The 17,365-nt window shown below is 68.9% G+C and carries 15 protein-coding genes; all 15 read right to left on the reverse strand.

Annotated elements, in window-relative coordinates:
• Window positions 1-86: 86 nt before the first annotated feature.
• Window positions 87-854, reverse strand: a complete 768-nt coding sequence (locus tag ACRDTB_RS16300; protein WP_431431147.1) for an enoyl-CoA hydratase/isomerase family protein — start codon at window positions 852-854, stop codon at window positions 87-89.
• Window positions 847-2,487, reverse strand: coding sequence for an AMP-binding protein (locus ACRDTB_RS16305; RefSeq protein ID WP_431431148.1), 1,641 nt, complete (start codon window positions 2,485-2,487; stop codon window positions 847-849). Before ACRDTB_RS16305 ends, ACRDTB_RS16300 begins: the two co-directional genes overlap by 8 nt.
• Complete coding sequence (locus ACRDTB_RS16310) at window positions 2,481-3,698, reverse strand: alpha-hydroxy acid oxidase (protein ID WP_431431149.1); 1,218 nt, start codon at window positions 3,696-3,698, stop codon at window positions 2,481-2,483. The genes ACRDTB_RS16305 and ACRDTB_RS16310 overlap by 7 nt, the downstream gene beginning before the upstream one ends.
• On the reverse strand, window positions 3,695-5,509 hold the full coding sequence (locus tag ACRDTB_RS16315) for a thiamine pyrophosphate-binding protein (protein ID WP_431431150.1): 1,815 nt from the start codon (window positions 5,507-5,509) through the stop codon (window positions 3,695-3,697). Before ACRDTB_RS16315 ends, ACRDTB_RS16310 begins: the two co-directional genes overlap by 4 nt.
• On the reverse strand, window positions 5,506-7,287 hold the full coding sequence (locus ACRDTB_RS16320) for an ABC transporter permease (RefSeq protein ID WP_431431151.1): 1,782 nt from the start codon (window positions 7,285-7,287) through the stop codon (window positions 5,506-5,508). Before ACRDTB_RS16320 ends, ACRDTB_RS16315 begins: the two co-directional genes overlap by 4 nt.
• Before the next feature lie 7 nt (window positions 7,288-7,294).
• Window positions 7,295-8,350, reverse strand: coding sequence for an ABC transporter substrate-binding protein (locus ACRDTB_RS16325; protein ID WP_431431152.1), 1,056 nt, complete (start codon window positions 8,348-8,350; stop codon window positions 7,295-7,297).
• A gap of 177 nt (window positions 8,351-8,527) precedes the next feature.
• Window positions 8,528-8,950: an organic hydroperoxide resistance protein gene (locus ACRDTB_RS16330; RefSeq protein ID WP_431431153.1), complete on the reverse strand. Its 423-nt coding sequence runs from the start codon at window positions 8,948-8,950 to the stop codon at window positions 8,528-8,530.
• Between the two features lie 2 nt (window positions 8,951-8,952).
• Window positions 8,953-10,602 carry an FAD-dependent oxidoreductase gene (locus ACRDTB_RS16335; RefSeq protein WP_431431154.1) on the reverse strand — a complete coding sequence of 550 codons (1,650 nt, stop codon included), beginning with the start codon at window positions 10,600-10,602 and terminating at the stop codon, window positions 8,953-8,955.
• A gap of 42 nt (window positions 10,603-10,644) precedes the next feature.
• Window positions 10,645-11,715, reverse strand: coding sequence for a zinc-dependent alcohol dehydrogenase (locus ACRDTB_RS16340; RefSeq protein WP_431431155.1), 1,071 nt, complete (start codon window positions 11,713-11,715; stop codon window positions 10,645-10,647).
• 95 nt (window positions 11,716-11,810) lie between these two features.
• The gene (locus ACRDTB_RS16345) at window positions 11,811-13,262 is read right to left on the reverse strand and encodes a hypothetical protein (protein ID WP_431431156.1); all 1,452 of its coding nucleotides are present in this window, start codon (window positions 13,260-13,262) and stop codon (window positions 11,811-11,813) included.
• Between the two features lie 133 nt (window positions 13,263-13,395).
• Window positions 13,396-15,123 carry an AMP-binding protein gene (locus tag ACRDTB_RS16350; protein WP_431431157.1) on the reverse strand — a complete coding sequence of 576 codons (1,728 nt, stop codon included), beginning with the start codon at window positions 15,121-15,123 and terminating at the stop codon, window positions 13,396-13,398.
• 41 nt (window positions 15,124-15,164) lie between these two features.
• Window positions 15,165-16,376 carry an FAD-dependent oxidoreductase gene (locus ACRDTB_RS16355; RefSeq protein ID WP_431431158.1) on the reverse strand — a complete coding sequence of 404 codons (1,212 nt, stop codon included), beginning with the start codon at window positions 16,374-16,376 and terminating at the stop codon, window positions 15,165-15,167.
• Window positions 16,373-16,579, reverse strand: coding sequence for a ferredoxin (locus tag ACRDTB_RS16360; RefSeq protein WP_431431159.1), 207 nt, complete (start codon window positions 16,577-16,579; stop codon window positions 16,373-16,375). The genes ACRDTB_RS16355 and ACRDTB_RS16360 overlap by 4 nt, the downstream gene beginning before the upstream one ends.
• Window positions 16,580-16,610: 31 nt before the next feature.
• The gene (locus tag ACRDTB_RS16365) at window positions 16,611-16,838 is read right to left on the reverse strand and encodes a hypothetical protein (RefSeq protein WP_431431160.1); all 228 of its coding nucleotides are present in this window, start codon (window positions 16,836-16,838) and stop codon (window positions 16,611-16,613) included.
• A gap of 15 nt (window positions 16,839-16,853) precedes the next feature.
• Entirely contained in the window at window positions 16,854-17,360 is a 507-nt protein-coding gene (locus tag ACRDTB_RS16370; RefSeq protein ID WP_431431161.1) for an aromatic-ring-hydroxylating dioxygenase subunit beta, read from the reverse strand.
• Window positions 17,361-17,365: the final 5 nt, after the last annotated feature.

Here is a 17,365-nt window from a genome sequence, read left to right on the forward strand (position 1 = left end):
GTTCACAATGCGGTCAGATGTTCGCATGATGCACGATACGTTAGGGTGCGCCGGTTGGGTTGTCAACGGCGACGCCGTGCTCGGGTTTACCTGTTCGGTAACGGTTCGCCAGTTATGTCGGCCTCGGTTCCGGCGGCATACAGATGGGACAGCATGTTGGAGTAATCCACGAGCTCACCGAGGCCCGCGTTGACCTTCCGGAACCATTCCATCCCGGCGCGGTTCACCAACGATCCATTTGAAACGATTGTCTCCGCGAGCTCGTCGACCGTATGGCCGAGCTCGTCGTCCGGGACGAGGATGTCGACCAGACCGCTGTCATGTGCCTCGGTGGCCGAGATCCTGACTCCAGTCAGTGCCCAGCGCATCGCGCGGTGTGGACCGACTCGGTCGACGATGACGGGCATGACGGCAGCGGGGAACACGCCGAGCCGCACTTCCGGCATGCCGAACACGGCGGAGCGACCGGCCACCGCGAACGTGCTCGCGCCGACCAGGCCCGTGCCCGCTCCGAGAGCCCAGCCGGACACACTGGACACGACCGGGACGCTGCTGCGCGCGACGACGGACAGCAGCCGCATCAAGGGCTGTCCCCGCACGTGGCGCCGTAGGGGACTCTGTGCCCTGGCGGGAAGCGCGATCGTGACGTCGGCCCCGGACGTGTAGCAGCCGCCCGCCCCGCCGAGCACGATCACGGCGACCTCGGGATCGCCGGCGGAGCGCTCGACGAGATCGATCATCGCCTCGCCCATTTCCGGAGTCATCGCATTCTTTTTCTCCGGTCGGTCGATCGTGATTCGAAGGATGCCGCCATTCCGCTCCGCGCGGATCCACTCACCACACTCGCTAGCCATTTCCCGTCCTTTCGACCGCCGATCGATGTCGCGGGTTGCGCGGTACACGTTCGACGGCGCCGGTCATCGCCTGGTCGCGAATGACGTGCCGTTCGATCTCCCGCTTGGTGGCGGTACGCGGCAGCGGGCCGGACCGCAGCTCGATGAAGCGGGGCACCTTGAAGTAGGCGAGACGCCGCTCGCACCAGTCGAACAGCTCCTCGGCGAGCCCAGGGCGGTCCGCCGTGGGGACCACGACCGCTCGCAGGTCGTCCTCGCCGAGTTCGGAGGGCGTCGCGACGATGGCCGACTCGACCACGTCGGGGTGGTCGTCGAGCACCTGCTCCACCTCGAGTGCCGACACGTTCTCGCCCCGCCTGCGCAGCCAATGCGCCTGCCTGCCCACGAACTCCAGCCGGCCACCGGGATGGAGCCGGCCGAGATCGCCGGTGTGAACCCACAGGTCCCGCCAGCGCTCCACAGTGGACGCGGGATCGTCGAGGTAGCCGAGCGACGTGCTGTGCGCGACCGTCGGCCGGAGCAGGATCTCGCCGATGTGCCCGGGCGGTGACGGCACCCCGCGGGCATCGGTCACCCTCGCCTCGCACCACCCGTGCGAGTCGAGCACGAACCGCCGGGACTCGCTCTCGTCGTCGCCGAAGAAGAGCAACGAGCCCGTCTCGGTCATCGCGTACACCTCGACCAAGCGCGGGATACCGAACCGCCGGGCGAACTCCGCTCGGGCCGACGGCGGGATGTCACGGGTGCCGGCCAGCGCGACCCGCACGTCGTTGGTGCCGTCGAGCGGTGTGGTTGGCTGCCTCAGCAGCAGCATGATCCGCGAGCCGACCGCCTCGATGATGGTCGCGCGCTGCCGGCGGACGGCGGGCCAGAACCGGGAGGCGCTGAACCAGGCGCTGATCGCGGTGGGTACCCCGTTCATGAGCGGGCCGATGAACGCGGACTCCTGACCTCCGATGTGGAACAGCTGGCCAGCCGAGTAGTGCCGGTCGGCGGAGGTCGGCTGGAACGCCTGCGCGTACCGCGCGCCCGCACACAGGTAGGAGAAGTGCGGCCGGATGACGCCCTTCGGCAGCCCGGTGGTGCCCCCGGTGAAGACCACGCACGCGGGGTCCGCGGGATCGACCTCGACACGCGGCGGGTCGGTGTCGCCGCGGCGTTCCAGCTCCGCGAACGGCAGGTACCCACGTCGCTCGCCGCCGACGATGATCTCCCGTAGCAGTCTGCCCGAGAGCGACCTGGCCGACTCGTAGCCGTCCGCCAGCTCGCGTCCCACGAGGACGATCGACGGCGCCGCCACGGACAGCGCGTGGCGCAGGTCGCGGTCGCGCAGTGAGACGTTGAGCATGACGGCGACCGCGCCCAGCTTCGCCGCGGCGATCCACGAGACCAGCTGCTCGACCGAGTTCAACAGCAGGGCGGCGACCCGGTCTCCCTTGACGACACCGAGCTCGGCGTAGCTCGCCGCGACCGCGTCGCTGCGCCGGTCCAGGTCCGCGCAGGTGAGCACCGTGCCACTGTCCGGAAAGGTGACGGCCTCCCGGTCAGGACTCGTGCGCGCGCGGTCGGCGACCAGCTGACCGATCGTCGTCCAGGGCACGTCGAGCCCGTTCAGCTGTGGCAGTGCTACCACGGGACCTCCCCCGCGTCCGTGCCGGCCGGACCGCGTGCCCGCTCGATCCGGGAGCGGTCCAGTTCGCCGACGCTCTTGCAGCCCATGAGCGTGAGCGCGGTTTGGATCTCCCTGCGGAAGATCCGGAGGACATCGACGACGCCGTCCTCGCCACGGGCCGCGAGCCCGTAGAGGTACGGCCGTCCGATCAGGCACGCGTCAGCGCCGAGGCAGAGCGCCTTCACGACGTCGGTGCCACGGCGAATGCCGCTGTCGATCAGGACCGACCCGCGTCCACCCGTCGCGTCCACGACCGTTGGAAGCGCGTCGATGCTGCTGGCCTGGCTGTCGAGCTGCCGCCCGCCGTGGTTGGACACGACGACGCCGTCGCAGCCGATGTCCATGACCCGCGACGCGTCGTCGGGGTCCATCACTCCCTTGACGAGGAGTGGACCTGGCCACAGGTCACGCAGCCAACGCAGCGTGTCCCAGCTCAGCAGGTCGGGACGGAGGAAGTCGGCCTGTCTGGCCGCGGCCGTGACGGCTGAGCGCGGGCCACGGCCGGTGGCGAAGTTGACCATCGTGTACCGCTTGTGACGCGCGTACCCGTACAACCAGCGTGGGTGGCGAAGCGCCTCGAGCGCGCGGCCGGGCGTCAGCACGGGACGGGTGCCCATGCCGACCCGCTTCTCCCTCTCCCGGTTCCCGACGACCGGCACGTCGACGGTCACGAGCAGGACGCCGATGCCGGCCTCGCTCGCGCGTCGCACCAGGTCTCGCATGACATCGCGGTCGGCCCAGGGATAGAGCTGGAACCAGTGCGCCTCGCGGGTGCCTCCCGCCACCTCGTCGAGCCGGTAGCTGGCACCGGTCGACGAGACGTGCCGCGTCCCGCAACGTTCCGCGCCATGGGCCGCGGCAACCTCACCACGCCAGTGGAAGAGCCCGTTGAGTCCGGTCGGGGCGAGCACGACCGGCAGGTCCAGGCGCACGCCGACGACATCGACCGTCAGGTCCGATCCCGCCTTGCCGGTGAGGACCCGCTGCTTGAGTTGCCAACCGTCGAAGTCGGACCGGTTGCGCCGCAACGTGATCTCGTCCTCGGCACCGTTCTCCAGGAAGGCCCACGGCATCGCGGGCAGCGCGCGGCGCGCCAGCCGCCGGTAGTCGGACACCGCGACCGGCGGCGGCCGGTGGCGCCACCGAAACGTGTACGCGCGCGAGAAGCTCATGACTCCCCCTCGCAGGCTCGGTCGAGCCGCTCGCGGTCGCCCTGTGTTTGATGGTTCGCTCCGCAAGCTCGCTCACGACTCCCCCTCGCAGGCTCGGTCGAGCCGCTCGCGGTCGCCCTGTGTTTGATGGTTCGCTCCGCAAGCTCGCTCACTCGCCACTCCACGGCCGTGGGTCGCCGCCCGGTGCCGGCGAGCCTCGCGGCCCACTCGGCGAGCGGATCGGAGGAGATCTTGCAGTCCACGACGAACAACCCGCGTGGGTCGGCGAGGTCGCGTTCGAGGAGGCGGAGGTCGTCGAGCGAGTCCACCGTGGCACCATCGCCGCCGACCGCGCGTGCCAGTCCGACGAAGTCCGGGCTCGCGTACCGGGCTCCCGTGTGCGGGAGATCGAGGGCGCGCAGCGCGTGCACCTCGGCGCCGAAACCGCCGTCGTCGAGCACCACGACCACGAGCGGCACACCGAAGCGGACACTCGCATCGAGGTCGCTCGAGCTCATCATCAGCGAGCCGTCGCCGAGGACGGCGACCGTCAGCCGGTCCGGGCGGCCGACCGCGGCGCCGATGGCGGCACCGAGGCCGCACCCGATCGCGCCGAACCCGCCCGGCATGTGCAGGAAGCTCGACGGCTCGGGAACCGAGAGGTACGTCGACGGGTAGCCCTGGGTGTTGCCGCCGTCCACCACGACGACCCGCCGCGAGGGCAGGATCCGGTCGAGAGCGGCGACCAGCGCACGCGGATCGAGGGCACCCGGCACGCCGGTGTCGTCGAGCTCGTCGTCGGGCCGCCAGGCCGCGAGCACGGCTCGCACGTCGCTGGTGCGGTACCCCTCCTGGTGGAACCCGCGCCGGTCGAGTTCGGCACGCAACGCGGCGGCGGCCAGCGCCGCGTCGCCCAGCACGCCGCGAGCGGGCGCGTTCGTGCCGAGAACCGCGGCGTCGGTGTCGACGCGGACGACCGGTGCCGACGCGGCGAACGCCTCACCGTGGTCGGTGGTGAAGTCGTTGAGGCTCGCACCGAACACGAGCACACAGTCGGCGTCCCGCAGGAGCCGGCGGGACAGGCGTGTGGCGAAACCGCCCGAGACGCCGATCGAGAACGGGTCGTCGGCGAAGTACGCCTTGGCGGGCAACGAGGTGGCGAGCAGCGCGCCGACCTGCCGCGCGAGCGTCTCGAGCTCGTGCCGCGCGTTCGCGGTGACCGCCCCTCGACCGGCGAGAACGACCGGGCGCCGGGCGCGCTCGATCACATCGGCAGCACGCCGGACGGCCGCGAGATCCGGCGCGCGGGGCATGGCCGAACGCGGCGGCTCGGGCAGCGTGACCGCACACTCGCGCTGCTGAAGATGCCGCGGCAGGTTCACCCCCACCGGCATGCGCTCGGCGACGGCGAGCCGGACGGCGGTCGCGAGGTCGGCGGCCACCGTCGCCGGCTCGCGGATACGCCGAGCCGGCACGCCGGCCAGCTCGAAGAAGCCCGTCTGGTCGAAATGCTGGAAGTCGGCCGGTGAGTTCGAGCCCTCGCCGGCGATCAGGACCAGTGGCGTGCGCGCTCGCCGCGCCGTGATCAATGCGGTGAGCGTGTTGGTCAGTCCTGGTCCGAGCGTCACCGTGCACAACCCGACGCGTCCGGTCGCCCTCGCGTAACCGTCCGCCATGGCGACGGCGTTGCCCTCGTGCCGTGCGCCGTGGTAGCGGATCCCGGCGTCCGGGAGCCGCCCGGCGAACGCCACGTTGCCATGCCCGAGCAGGCCGAACGCGGTGTCGACGCCCTCGGCGACGAGCACTCGGCAGGCGAGTTCGGCGACGTTCATCTCGCTCGTACCTGACGCTTGGCGGAGTAGACCCATGCGGCACCCATCGCGAGCACGGCTCCGATGAGGACCACGCCGACAGCGGCCGCCTTCGTGGTCTCGCCACCCGTCCAGTAGCCCCACAGGAACGTGGCGACGACCTGGTTGTCCGCGCCCTGCAGCATCAGCGCGGCCGACAGTTCGCGCATCGCGTGCGCGGCGACCCAGATCCACACCACCACGAGAGCCGGCCGCAGGATGGGAGTCGTGATCTTCATGAACGTCCGCGCCATCGTGGCGCCGCTGGTCCGGGCCGCCTCCTCGAGCACCGGGTCGATCTGCAACACGACCGAGTTGACGACTCGCGTGCCGAACGAGATGTACGTGGTGACGAAGGCGATCACCAGGATCCAGACCGTGCCGTAGACGTTCACCACGGTGAACGACAGGTACACGTAGATCAGCGCGAGCCCGACCAGCACGTGCGGGATCGCGAGTGGCACGAACGCGAGGACGTCCAGCACCTTCCGCCCTGGAAAGGTCGTCCGGACCACGAGCCACGACACGACGGCGCACAGCGCCGCCACCGCGGTCGCCGAGACACCGGCGACGATCACGGTGTTCCGGGCGACCTCGCCGAAGGACGGATTGTCGAAGATCGTCCGGTAGTTGTCGAACGACAGCAGCCCCACGGCCTCGGCCGTCACACCCGAGTAGTACGGCAGCAGGCTGGTCCACACGAGAATCCCGAGTGGCGCGATCGCGCCGCACACCACGTAGAGCCACGCGAGCATCGTCGCGGGCACCCGCCAGCGCCCCAGCGGTGAGCGCCGGTCCTGGTACGCGCGGCCACCGACGGTCACGTACCGATACGAACGGCTCGTCTGTCGGTAGTAGATCGCGGCGAGCGCGACCAACAGCACGAGGAACAGGCTCAACAGCGCGCTGATGGTGCCGTACTTCGGAAATCCGGACGTCGGGCTCGACTGTTCCAGGACCGCCGAGCTGAGCACCCGTATCCCGGACGGCAGCCCGAGCACTCCGGGCACGTCGAACGAGACCATGCCGACGATCACCACGAACGTCGCCGCGGCGAGCGTCGCCGGCCACAGCAGCGGGAAGATGATCCGGCGCATCGTCAGCCAGGCGCCCGCGCCCGACGTCCGAGCCGCCTCCTCCACGGAGGTGTCCAGGTTGCGGAACGCGGGGCCGAGTACGAGGAACACGGTGGGCACCACCGACAGGCCCTGCACGAAGATCATCCCGGGCATCCCGAAGATGTCGATGGACACGTTCTCCAGGGCGGGGATCTGGTGGATGAGCTGGTTGACGAACCCGACGCGGGGACTGAGGATCAGTACCCACGAGATCGCGAGCAGGACCGGCGGCACGCCCATCGGCAGCAGGATGAGCGCTTGCAGCACCGACCGTCCCGGCAGGTCGGTCCGTTCGACGAGCCAGGCGAGTACCGCGCCGATGGCCACCGCCACGACCGTGCTGCCCACCGCGAACTGGATCGTCGTCCACAGTAGACGGTAGGTGTCGCCGCTGAGATAGATCGTGCGGTAGTTGTCCAGGGTGAGCCCGGCGTCCAGCGGGTACCCGGTCGGCCGGAAGCTGCTCAGCAACAGCAGCGCCAGCGGCACGACGACCAGGTACCCGATGACCACGCTCACGGCCGCGAAGAGCAACCAGCCGAACGGCCCGAACCGGTGCCTGGTCCGACGCCTGGTCCGGCGCGTGCCCCGGGGCTCCCGCACGCTCGCGACGGGACGGACGACCTCCGTAACGGCGCTCATGGGGCCATCAGACTCCACCGCCGCGCAGAATGGCGGTGAGGTCGACGATGTTCTGGCCCAGCTTCTTCGCCTCCTGAGGCGTCCACGCCGAGATCGTGTGCCCGCGAAGCATCTCGGCGGTGTCCGTCGTCGGGATGAGCGGGTTGCCGCGGCCGGTGGCGTCCTCGTAGGCCTTTGCTCCGCTCTGGGTGTTGAGCCAGGCGATGAACAACTGCGCCACCTTCGGGTGCTTGGCCGCCTTGGGCACGCTCGCGTACACCAGGCTCACCGGAGTCGGATCCGGCAGGACGACCTCGATCGGCGCCCCGGAGTTCACTGCGGGCAACGCCGTGTGGTAGGCGTTGATGGTCAACGCCCCTTCGGCGGCTGCCACGTTCTGGGCCGGCACCCATGGCGTGTCCGACAACGTCGGGTGAACCTCGGCGACCAGGTCCCGGACGTAGTCCTGTGTCTTCTCCACTCCCCATACCGGCACCAGCGCCGCGAACGGCACCGCCTGGCTCCACAGTGTCACCTTCCCGGCCAGGTCACCGTCGAGCCAGTCGTCCCAGGACTTCGGCGGCGACGGGAGCTCGTTCCGGTTGCTGATGAACGTGAACACGCCCGCCGTGGTGACCACCGCGTACGGTGTGGTCACCAATCCGGGCGCGATACCCGCGGCCTCCCAGTCCATATGCAACAGTTGGCCGCGGCTGTCGAGTTCTTGCGCGCCGTCGTCGGCGAGCAGCGCGACGTCGGCCGTGCGCGCGCCCGCCCGTGACTCCTGGTCGATCCGTGGCGCCAGGTCCCTGACCGCCAGCCGGACGTGGGTGAGCTCCGACACGAACGGATACTCCGCCTTGAACGCCGCGAATACCTTCGCGATCTGGTCCTCGGGGTTGCCCTCGTAGTACACGAACGGGCTTGGGTCGGCCGCGACCTCGTCACGGGCAGCGTCAACCACGTCCTGCGGCACGTCGGCCGGCACGTCGTCGACCGGACGGATGCCGGCCGCCGCGGTCGCCTCGATGTCCTCGCCCGACCCTCCGGACGAGGTTGGCGCACTGGTGCAGGCAGCGGCCACCAGTGCGACAGTGCAGGAGAGCGTGACTCCCAGTACTCGCCGCACGATTCTCGGCCTGCCGGTCTCGGGGCGCCGCGGCGCCGTGTCGTACGTCCACATGTTGAAGCCTCTCGCGACGTTGCGATGATTCCCCTGACAGCCCCGATCGGTCCGCGCCGCCTTGCGGGCGTGCGGAGATCAGCCCGCCAGCGACACGCTGACCACGGCGTTGCCACGCAACGCATCGGAGTACGGGCAGATGTCGTCGGCCTCGGCGACGAGTTCCCGCGCTTGGTCGGGGTCGACACCGGGCATCTCGACGGTGAGGGTGACACCAAGACGGAACCCGGTCGGTTCTCGTCGCATGAGGCCGGTCGCCACGTGGACCGTCACGTCCGGGTTCGTCAGGCCTCGCGCACGCGCCCGCGCCGACAGTGCCGAGTGGAAGCATGCCGCGTATCCCGCCGCGAACAGCTGCTCGGGGTTGGTTCCCTGGCCGGAGTCACCGCCGAGCTCTCGCGGGAGCGACAGGGCGAGGGAGAGCCGGCCGTCCTCGGAAGCGACCTTGCCCCCACGCCCTCCTGTCGCTGTCGCGGCCGTCTGATAGACGAACTCTGTCATGGTCACGATCTCCTTGTCGGATGGGCGAGCGCGGCAGCGCGATCGCCGGACATGTGCACGGCGGCGAGGTATCCGAACGTCATGCCGGACGTCAGTGAGTAGCCGGCCTGGTAGCCGACGCCGTACTCGGTGTGTGCGGCGGCGTTTCCCGCCGCGTAGAGGCCAGGGATCGGCTCCTCGCGGTAGGTGAGCACGCGAGCGTGGCCGTCGGTGGACAGGCCGGCCGAGCCGAAGGGCGCGCTGTGCAGCGGTACTCCGTAGAAGGGCGGCTTCGCGATCGAGCCGAGGCTCGGGTTGGTGTAGGTCCCGTAGTAGCTGTCCCGTTTCGAGACCGACCACTCGTACGTCGGTCTGCCGAAGTCCTCGTCCACTCCGGACTCCGCGAACCCGTTGAACCGTGCGATCGTCTCCTCGAGGTTCCGCGCGTCGATGCCCAACTGCTCGGCCAGGCCGGTGACGGAGTCCGCGCGGACGACCCACTCGGGCGGTGTCGTGCCGGGCTCCCCGCCCGCGAAGGAGAACTTGTCGACGTACTGCTGGTCGAAGACGAGGAAACACGGCCAGTTGGCGTACCGGTGGGTGGGCACGTCGAAGTCGCGAAGCCGTGCGGCGACGGTCTGGAAGTAGGTCTCGTCGGCGAATCGCCTGCCGTGGTAGTTCACCACCGCCGTGTGCGGGGAGAGCAGTTCGAGGATGCCGCACAGGCGGAACGTCGTGCCGCTGCCCGCCGGCATCTTGAAACCCAGCAGGACGGTGAGGTTGTTGTGGATCGTCGTGACAGCGGCGCCGATCTCGCTGGCCATGACGAGCCCGTCGCCGGTGCTGCCGGGAACGAACATCGACTCCGGCCCGGGAATGTCCTCGAAGCGACGCATGAGATCCGGGTTGGACTCGTACCCGCCGGTGGACAGGACGACACCGCGCGAGGCGGCGACCCGTTCACCCGTGGACGTCACCACGCCGCGGACGCGCCCGCCCTCGTGGACCAGGCGGCTCACGCCCACTCCGACGCGGATCGGCACCGAGCGAGCCCGCAGCTGCTTGAGCAGGTGGATGATCAGCGCCGCGCCACGTCCACGAATCCGCTGCCGGCGCCGCTCCTCGAGAAGCTCGGTGTCCCATGCCCGCAGGTTCTGGTGCCCGCCCCACTCACTCGCCTCGTCCTTGGTCACGTGCGTGGACTCGTCCGGTTTGACCGGCACCTTGCCGGCAAGCTCGCCGATCTCGTGCTCGGAGATCAACTCCGCCTCGATGGACCGGCCAACCCCCATCGAACCGGGCACCCTCGGGTAGTAGTGGTCGACGAAGTTCCGCACGAGCCGGAACCGGACACCACAGCGTTCGAAGAACGACAGTGCCTCGGGAGCCACGCGCACGAACTGGTCGAGGTTCTCCTCGCGGTACTGGTCACCACCGACGAAGCGCATATACCGGCGCACGTCCTCGAGCGAGTCGTCGTGTCCCGCCGCAGCCGCGAGGCGATTGGCGCCGACCCACAAGGTGTTGGCCAGCGCGGTCGAGCCGCCGACCTCTTCGGACTTCTCGAACACGATCGGGCGAAGTCCCAGCTCGGCCGCGGCGAGTGCCGCCGAGAGTCCGGCCACTCCCGAACCCGCGATGGCGACGTCACAGGTGTCATCCGTTGGTTCCACCGGAACTCCTTCGTGTCGCGACGAAACCCGGTCCGGCCGTGGTCAGCCGGAGACGGTGTGATGGCCCCCAGGGGCCACGTAGTAGTGGGCGGGCCGGTCCGCGGTCCCCGACGCGAGGTCGTGCAGGAGGCCACCCACGTCGCCGAGCGCGACGGCATCCGACGCGAACGGAGCCACGTCGGCGGACCGGGTCGACAGCAAGGCGATAGCCGCCTCGATGGACTCACCGTCGTGACCTCGCACGCCGATCAGGGAGATCTGCCTGCGGGCGAGGGTGTCCACCGGGAAGGGTGCCGATGTCGCCGCGTCGGGGTTTCCGGCGATGACGACGCGTGCGCCGTCACCGGCGACGGACACGGCGATCGCGCAAACCGCCGGCACTCCGGTCGTGTCGATCACCACGTCGGCGAGCTCGCCCGCGGTCGCGGTGGCGACCTCCGCGACGATGTCGTCGGACTCGCTGTCCAGCGTGATGTCCGCGCCGAGTTGGCGACCGGTCCGTAACCGGGTCGAGTCGGTGGGGGTGCCCACCAGGATCACCGGTGACGCACCAAGGTGCCGCGCGGCGACGACGCAGCCGAGACCGTGCGCGCCCGGCCCGAACACGACCACTCCCCTGCCCTGGTGACCGCCCGCGATCTCACCGATCCAGCGCAGACCATTGGCGATCGGGGTGGCCAGCACCGCGACCTGGTTCGGCAGGTCCGGTGGGAGCCGGTGCAGGCGTGCGTCCGGATGCAGGTAGAGAAGGTCGGCGAAGCCACCCCACAAGCCGGGTTCCTGCGCGAGTGGTGTCCGTCCATACCGGATGAAGTGTGCCGAGGTGTAGCTGGTCCGCGGACATGAGATGTAACGGCCCGATCGGCACGCCTGGCACCAACCACATGGGGCGTACTCCTCCACGTACACCCGGTCGCCCGTCTCCACGTTCCATCGCCGCCGCAACTCGTCGTCGGCGTCGACGATCCGCACCACGTTCTCGTGCCCGAGGATGTTCGGCCCGAGCCGACGAGTGATCGTTCCGTCACGGAACAGGGACACGTCGCTGCCGCACACCCCGGCCGCGATGACCTCGCCGAGACCTCCCCCGGCGAGGTCATTCGGGACGGGCACCTGACGCACGGCCCCCGACAAGGGGCCGTCGGCGACGAATGCCATGCTGTGGCGGCACTTCACGGCTCTGGGACTCCTCCGCCCGTCGACCCGGGTCAGTGGTGGTGCTGGGGCGCACCGTCGGACGGCGCGATCATCTTCATGTAGAGACCGTGCCACCGCTGGCAGATGTGCAGCTCGGTCATCGTCCAGTCGAGCGGATCACTGGCGTAGTCGGCGAAGTAGTCGCCGTCCATGTTGATCCCCGGGGTGGCCGGGATCCAGTCCTCGCTCAACAGGTGGTCGGGATCGCCGTACTTCGCCGCGATGTCCCGGATCTTCGGGTCGTCCAGGCCCTTCAGCCGGCCGTTCTCGATGATGACGGTTTCGCTTCCGTCGGCGTTCTCCCCGATCATCGTGGCGTAGTTGAGATGCACGTGGAAGTGACCCGCCGGCAGGCCCTGCGCCACCGCCTGGCGCTCCATCTCGCTGGAGATGATCGTGCCGAATCCGAGGTGGACGATCCCGCTCCGCATCCGCTCGTACAGCGCGCAGTTCATGCCGAGCAGGTAGTCCTTGCGTGGCCGGTGGATCTTCGGGTTGGTCCCGATCGACGCCTCCCACCAGTACAGCAGGCCCTTGCCGGGATAGCCGGGATACTGGGTGTCGGCCGACTCGGCGAGCACGTCACGAAGCCGGTCACCATAGCGACCGCCGCCGGTGATCTCAGTGATCTTGCTGTTCTCCACCCGCATCGTGACATGCTTGAACGGTCCGATGTGGTTCATGGTGCCCGCGATGACACCCGACGCGTCGTCCTTGCCCAGGAGGAACTTCGGCTTGCCCCACACGTGGCCCGGTTGGAACTTCCGGACGAACGCGGCATTCTCCGGATACCACTCCTGCAGCAGGTCCTCGTTGAACTGCGTGCGCGTCTCGTCGTAGTAGTCGTCGTAGTTCGTGTAGGTCAGGTCGGTGCCCTCGGGGTCCGTGATCCGCACGCGACGTGCCGCGCAGATCCGGTCCCAGGTCCAGTTGTCCAGGGCATCCAGGATCTCGTACGGCAGCGTGTGCGCCTCCGACGTCACCATCTCCGTGGAGTAGAAGGGCATCCGCTGAATCTTGATCTGTCGGTCCGCGAGAATCGGACCACCGAATCCCCAGAGCAGCTTGTCGAAGCGACCTTCCTTCTCGATCTGCTTCCACGTCTCCATCCAGCCGGCGATCTCCTTCGTCAGCTTGAACATGAAGTCGACCTCGTCGTCGCCGGTGTAGTTGGGCTGCGGCCCGCGGTCGATGTTCATGATCTCGTAGGTGCAGCCGAACTTCTCCAGCGTCTTGATCGTCGCCTCGACACACAGCGGGTCGTACCAGCTGTCCAACCTCAACAAGATCCGCTCACCCGGCTGAAGGTCCCATGCCGCGTGCAGCCCGGCCGAGTACGGCCGGCGGGCAACCGCCTCGAGGTAGGGCAACAAGTCGTCCACACCGGTGACCTCGACGTACGGCGGGCACCGCGGCGGGACCACTCCGGCCAGCGGGGGGACAACACGTTCGTGACCCTGCATCGCGTCACTCCTTGTTGTGAGATAGGTCGACCACGACCTGGAAGGGGCCGCTAGTCGAGGTGTCCACATAGCGAACAATGGATCGTAGTGCGAACACTCGTAGCGTAAGTCCGAGTGGTACCGGCGTCAACAGCTATCGCGTCGTTGCGCCGTCATTCCTTGTGAGCTGAGGGAAATCGCGCTCCTGGTACTCACCGTCGGCGCGGTTGTCGTCGCCGTCCGCACGCAGGTCGTGTTCGCGCCTGCGGAGATCGACCCGACGAATCTTTCCGGAGATGGTCTTGGGCAGCTCCGCGAACTCGAGCCGGCGGATCCGCTTGTAAGGCGCCAGTCGCAGGCGTGTCTCGGCGAAGATGGACAGCGCGGTCTCCGCCGTCGGTTCGTGGTCGGCGGCGAGCGTGACGTACGCCTTGGGCACCGACAGCCGCAGCTCGTCGGGTGAGGGCACCACGGCGGCCTCGGCCACCGCGTCATGTTCCAGTAGGACACTTTCCAGCTCGAACGGCGATATCCGGTAGTCCGACGACTTGAACACGTCGTCGGCGCGGCCGACGTAGGTCAGGTATCCCTCGCGGTCCCGGCGGGCGATGTCGCCAGTGCGGTAGTAGCCGTCGCGGAACGCATCGTCCGTGCGTTCCGGATCGTCGCGATACCCGGTCATGAGGCCGAGTGGGCGCTTCGACAGGTCGAGTGCGATCTCTCCTTCGTCGCCGGGTCTGCCGGTCACCGGATCGAGCAGCTCGACCGCGTATCCGGGCAGCGGCCGGCCCATCGCGCCGACACGTACGGGGAGCCCGGGCGAGTTCCCGACCTGTGCCGTGGTTTCGGTCTGCCCGAAGCCGTCCCGAACGGTGATCCCCCATGCTTTCTGAACCTGGTCGATGACCTCCGGATTGAGCGGCTCGCCGGCCGCCACCGCGTCCCGGATCCGTACCGACCGGCGGGAGAGGTCCTGCTGGATGAGCATCCGCCACACGGTCGGCGGTGCGCAGAACGTCGTTACCGCGTTGTCCACGACCACGTCGAGCATCGCGTTCGCGTCGAAGCGCGAGTAGTTGTACACGAGAATCGTCGCTTCGGCGTTCCACGGTGCGAACAGGCTGCTCCACGCGTGCTTGGCCCATCCGGGCGAGGAGACGTTGAGGTGCACGTCGCCGGGCCGTAGACCGATCCAGTACATCGTGGAGAGATGCCCGGCCGGGTAAGACGCGTGGGTGTGCTCGACCAGCTTGGGGTTGGCGGTCGTACCGGATGTGAAGTAGAGCAGCATCGGATCGTCGCCGCGGGTCGGGTGGGCCTCCAGCACATCGCCGGCCGCATATCCGTCGGCGTAGGCCAACCAGCCCGGCGTGGCCGCTCCGACCGCAACGCGCGTGTAGTCGCCGGGCACGTCGCGGAAGGCGTCGACGACGTCAGCCGTCACGACGACGTGCCGGACGTCGCCACGCTCCACCCGATCCCGGACGTCCTCGGTGGACAGGAGTGTCGTCGCCGGGATGATGACGGCACCCAGCTTCATGCACGCGAGAACGGTCTCCCATAGCTCCACCTGGTTGTTCAGCATGACGAGCACCCGATCGCCGGGCGCCACACCGTTGCCACGCAACCAGTTGGCCACCCGGTTCGAGTTGCGCGACATGTCCGCGAAGGACCGGTCGAGCCGGCTGCCGTCGGCCTCGACTATGGACAGCGCCGTCCTGTCCGGTTCCGACACGACATCGAACCAGTCGGTGGCCCAGTTGAACCGGTCGAGCTCCGGCCAGCGGAACTCCCGGTACGCCTGATCGTGGTCGTCACGCAGCCGCAGAAGTGTGTCGCGCACCCGGCGGAAAGCCTGGGTCGACTCAGAGGCTGTTCTCATCGCACATTCCTTTCTTCGCGGTGCCGGCGGAACAGTTGTCGTCAGCCGACGGACCCGACGAGCCGTGCCAGGTCCCGGTCCCCCGTGTCGTGCGAGACCACCCGGCGAACCGCCGCCAGTGCTCGCGGAGCGTCGATGGCCGCCGCGGCGACGAGGGTCGTCCCGCGGTAGTAGGCGAAGATCGCGCCGGGGCGGCCGCCACCGGCGGTGTCGATTCGCACGACCGAGGTCGCGAGGTCCGGGCGCCCGACCAGCTGGATCTTGTTGAACTGGTCGGACCAGAAGTAGGGCAGCGAGCGCGGTGGCCGGGTGGCTCCGGTCAGCGTCGCGGCCACGACCCGGGCCTGCTCTCCCGCGCTCGTCCAGTGCTCGTGCCGGACGTGGCCACCGAAGTGCTCGTCCGGCCAGGACGCCACGTCGCCGACCGCGTGCATCGGGAACGGGCTGCCGATGACTCGCCCGGAGCCGTCGCAGGGCAGGCCGCCCGACAGGTCGCCGGGCAGGCACCCGGCCAGCCACTCCACATTGGGCAGTGAGCCGAGGCCGAACACCGCGCAGTCGCTCTCCAGCCTGGCGCCGTCGGCCAGCTCGACGACGACCTCGTCGTCCGACGCGGTCAGGATGGTGCCGATCATCGCACCGGGTAGGACCTTCACGCCGTTCGCGCGGTGCGACTCGGTCACCGCACCACCCGCCGCGGGGCCGAGCGCGAGCTCGAGGAGAACGTCCTCCTGGAGGAGGATCGTCGTTTCCAGACCTAGCCGGCGGGCCGCCGCCGCGACCTCGGTCCCGATGAAACCGCCACCGACGACGAGGACGTTCGACGCGCCGGCCAGGCTGCGCCTCAGCGTGACCGAGTCGCCGATGCGGCGCAGCACGTGCATCGCCCGCCCGGCCGCCCAGCCCGGGGGCAGTCTGGGCCGCACACCCGTGGCCACGACGAGGTGCTCGAAGGAGACCGTCGATCCGTCGGTCAGCTCGGCGTGCCCGGCGCCGACCGCACGCACCGCGACGCCGAGCCGGAGGTCGACGGCGAGGTCACGCACCTCGGTGGCCGTGGTGAGGTAGGCGCGCTCGACCGGCCACGTTCCCAGCAGCAGCTGCTTGGACAGGCATGGGCGGTCGTAGGGCAGGTGCGGCTCGTCACCGACGACGACGATCGACCCGTCGTAGCCCGCGGCGCGCAGCGCGGTGGCCGTGCGCCAACCAGCCGTCGACGCCCCGACGATCAGCACGGACGAGGTGGTGGTCATGGTTGCCGCTCGGCCACGGCCAGTGCCCGCACCGGGCAGCTTTCCACTGCCTGCAGCACCTCGGCACGCTGAGACTCGGACACCTGCTCCTGGAGCAGAACCACAACGCCGTCGGCGTCGTCGACCGTGAACACCTCCGGCGCCGCGATCATGCAGTTCGCGTATCCCTCACACAGGCCGAGATCCGCCGTGATTCTCAGCATCTCGCCTCCCACACACTCCCCGGGTCGACCCTCATCGCTCGTCACCCTCCACCAGCAACTCGCGCAGCAGCACTCGGTCGATCTTGGTCAGGGCCTCCAGCTCGAGCGGGTCAAGCACGATGGACTGGTCCGTCGAGGGCACCTCGATGCGCAACGATCCCCGCCGCTCGTCGGTGCACCACTCGATTCGCACGACGGAGAACTCGTTGCGGATGAATGCTCTTGGTGTCCGTCCACCTTCCGTGTCGCCGCTACTCATCGAGCACTCCCGCGCTCAGATGATGAAGACGAGGTTGCCGAGCGGCATGTCCCGATCGAGAAGGACGACCGACTTCAGCGCGATCCGCCAGCCATCCGCAGCGTTCACGAGCCGGTAGGTGACCCGTGCGTGAAAGCTGCGCGGCGACCCCAGACCAACGTGGAAGATGTCTCCACCGCGAATCTCGTGCACCGTCTGGTTGCAGCCGACGACGATCGTCTCGGTGGAACGCTCGAGGATGTCGACATTGGTCACCTCGTGTTGGGTCCGCGAGGGCGGGTTCTGGGCGTGCACGAGCGTTTCGGTGAGTCGGAACACCCGCTCGCCCATTCGCTGGCGGGAGTCGTCGATGACGGCCGGCTCGTGATCGTCGTCGCGGTCGCCGATGGGTACTACGTAACGAGCGTCCTCGGTGTACAACTCGAGCCAGTCGTCGAACCGGCCCTCGTCGAGCAGCCGCACCTCGTGGTAGAGCAACATCTCGACGTCGTGACGGAGGATCAGGTCCTCGACCGTCGTCATGCGCG

This window comes from Actinophytocola sp., from assembly GCF_050699935.1.
Taxonomy (GTDB): domain Bacteria; phylum Actinomycetota; class Actinomycetes; order Mycobacteriales; family Pseudonocardiaceae; genus Actinophytocola.

Bases quoted from the DNA above. Each gene is read 5' to 3' on its own strand.
- ACRDTB_RS16345 (WP_431431156.1), bottom strand. From the start codon at position 13,262: ATGCAGGGTCACGAACGTGTTGTCCCCCCGCTGGCCGGAGTGGTCCCG.
- ACRDTB_RS16300 (WP_431431147.1), bottom strand. From the start codon at position 854: ATGGCTAGCGAGTGTGGTGAGTGGATCCGCGCGGAGCGGAATGGCGGC.
- ACRDTB_RS16310 (WP_431431149.1), bottom strand. From the start codon at position 3,698: ATGAGCTTCTCGCGCGCGTACACGTTTCGGTGGCGCCACCGGCCGCCG.
- ACRDTB_RS16350 (WP_431431157.1), bottom strand. From the start codon at position 15,123: ATGAGAACAGCCTCTGAGTCGACCCAGGCTTTCCGCCGGGTGCGCGAC.
- ACRDTB_RS16320 (WP_431431151.1), bottom strand. From the start codon at position 7,287: ATGAGCGCCGTTACGGAGGTCGTCCGTCCCGTCGCGAGCGTGCGGGAG.
- ACRDTB_RS16360 (WP_431431159.1), bottom strand. From the start codon at position 16,579: ATGCTGAGAATCACGGCGGATCTCGGCCTGTGTGAGGGATACGCGAAC.
- ACRDTB_RS16355 (WP_431431158.1), bottom strand. From the start codon at position 16,376: ATGACCACCACCTCGTCCGTGCTGATCGTCGGGGCGTCGACGGCTGGT.
- ACRDTB_RS16365 (WP_431431160.1), bottom strand. From the start codon at position 16,838: ATGAGTAGCGGCGACACGGAAGGTGGACGGACACCAAGAGCATTCATC.
- ACRDTB_RS16370 (WP_431431161.1), bottom strand. From the start codon at position 17,360: ATGACGACGGTCGAGGACCTGATCCTCCGTCACGACGTCGAGATGTTG.
- ACRDTB_RS16330 (WP_431431153.1), bottom strand. From the start codon at position 8,950: ATGACAGAGTTCGTCTATCAGACGGCCGCGACAGCGACAGGAGGGCGT.
- ACRDTB_RS16315 (WP_431431150.1), bottom strand. From the start codon at position 5,509: ATGAACGTCGCCGAACTCGCCTGCCGAGTGCTCGTCGCCGAGGGCGTC.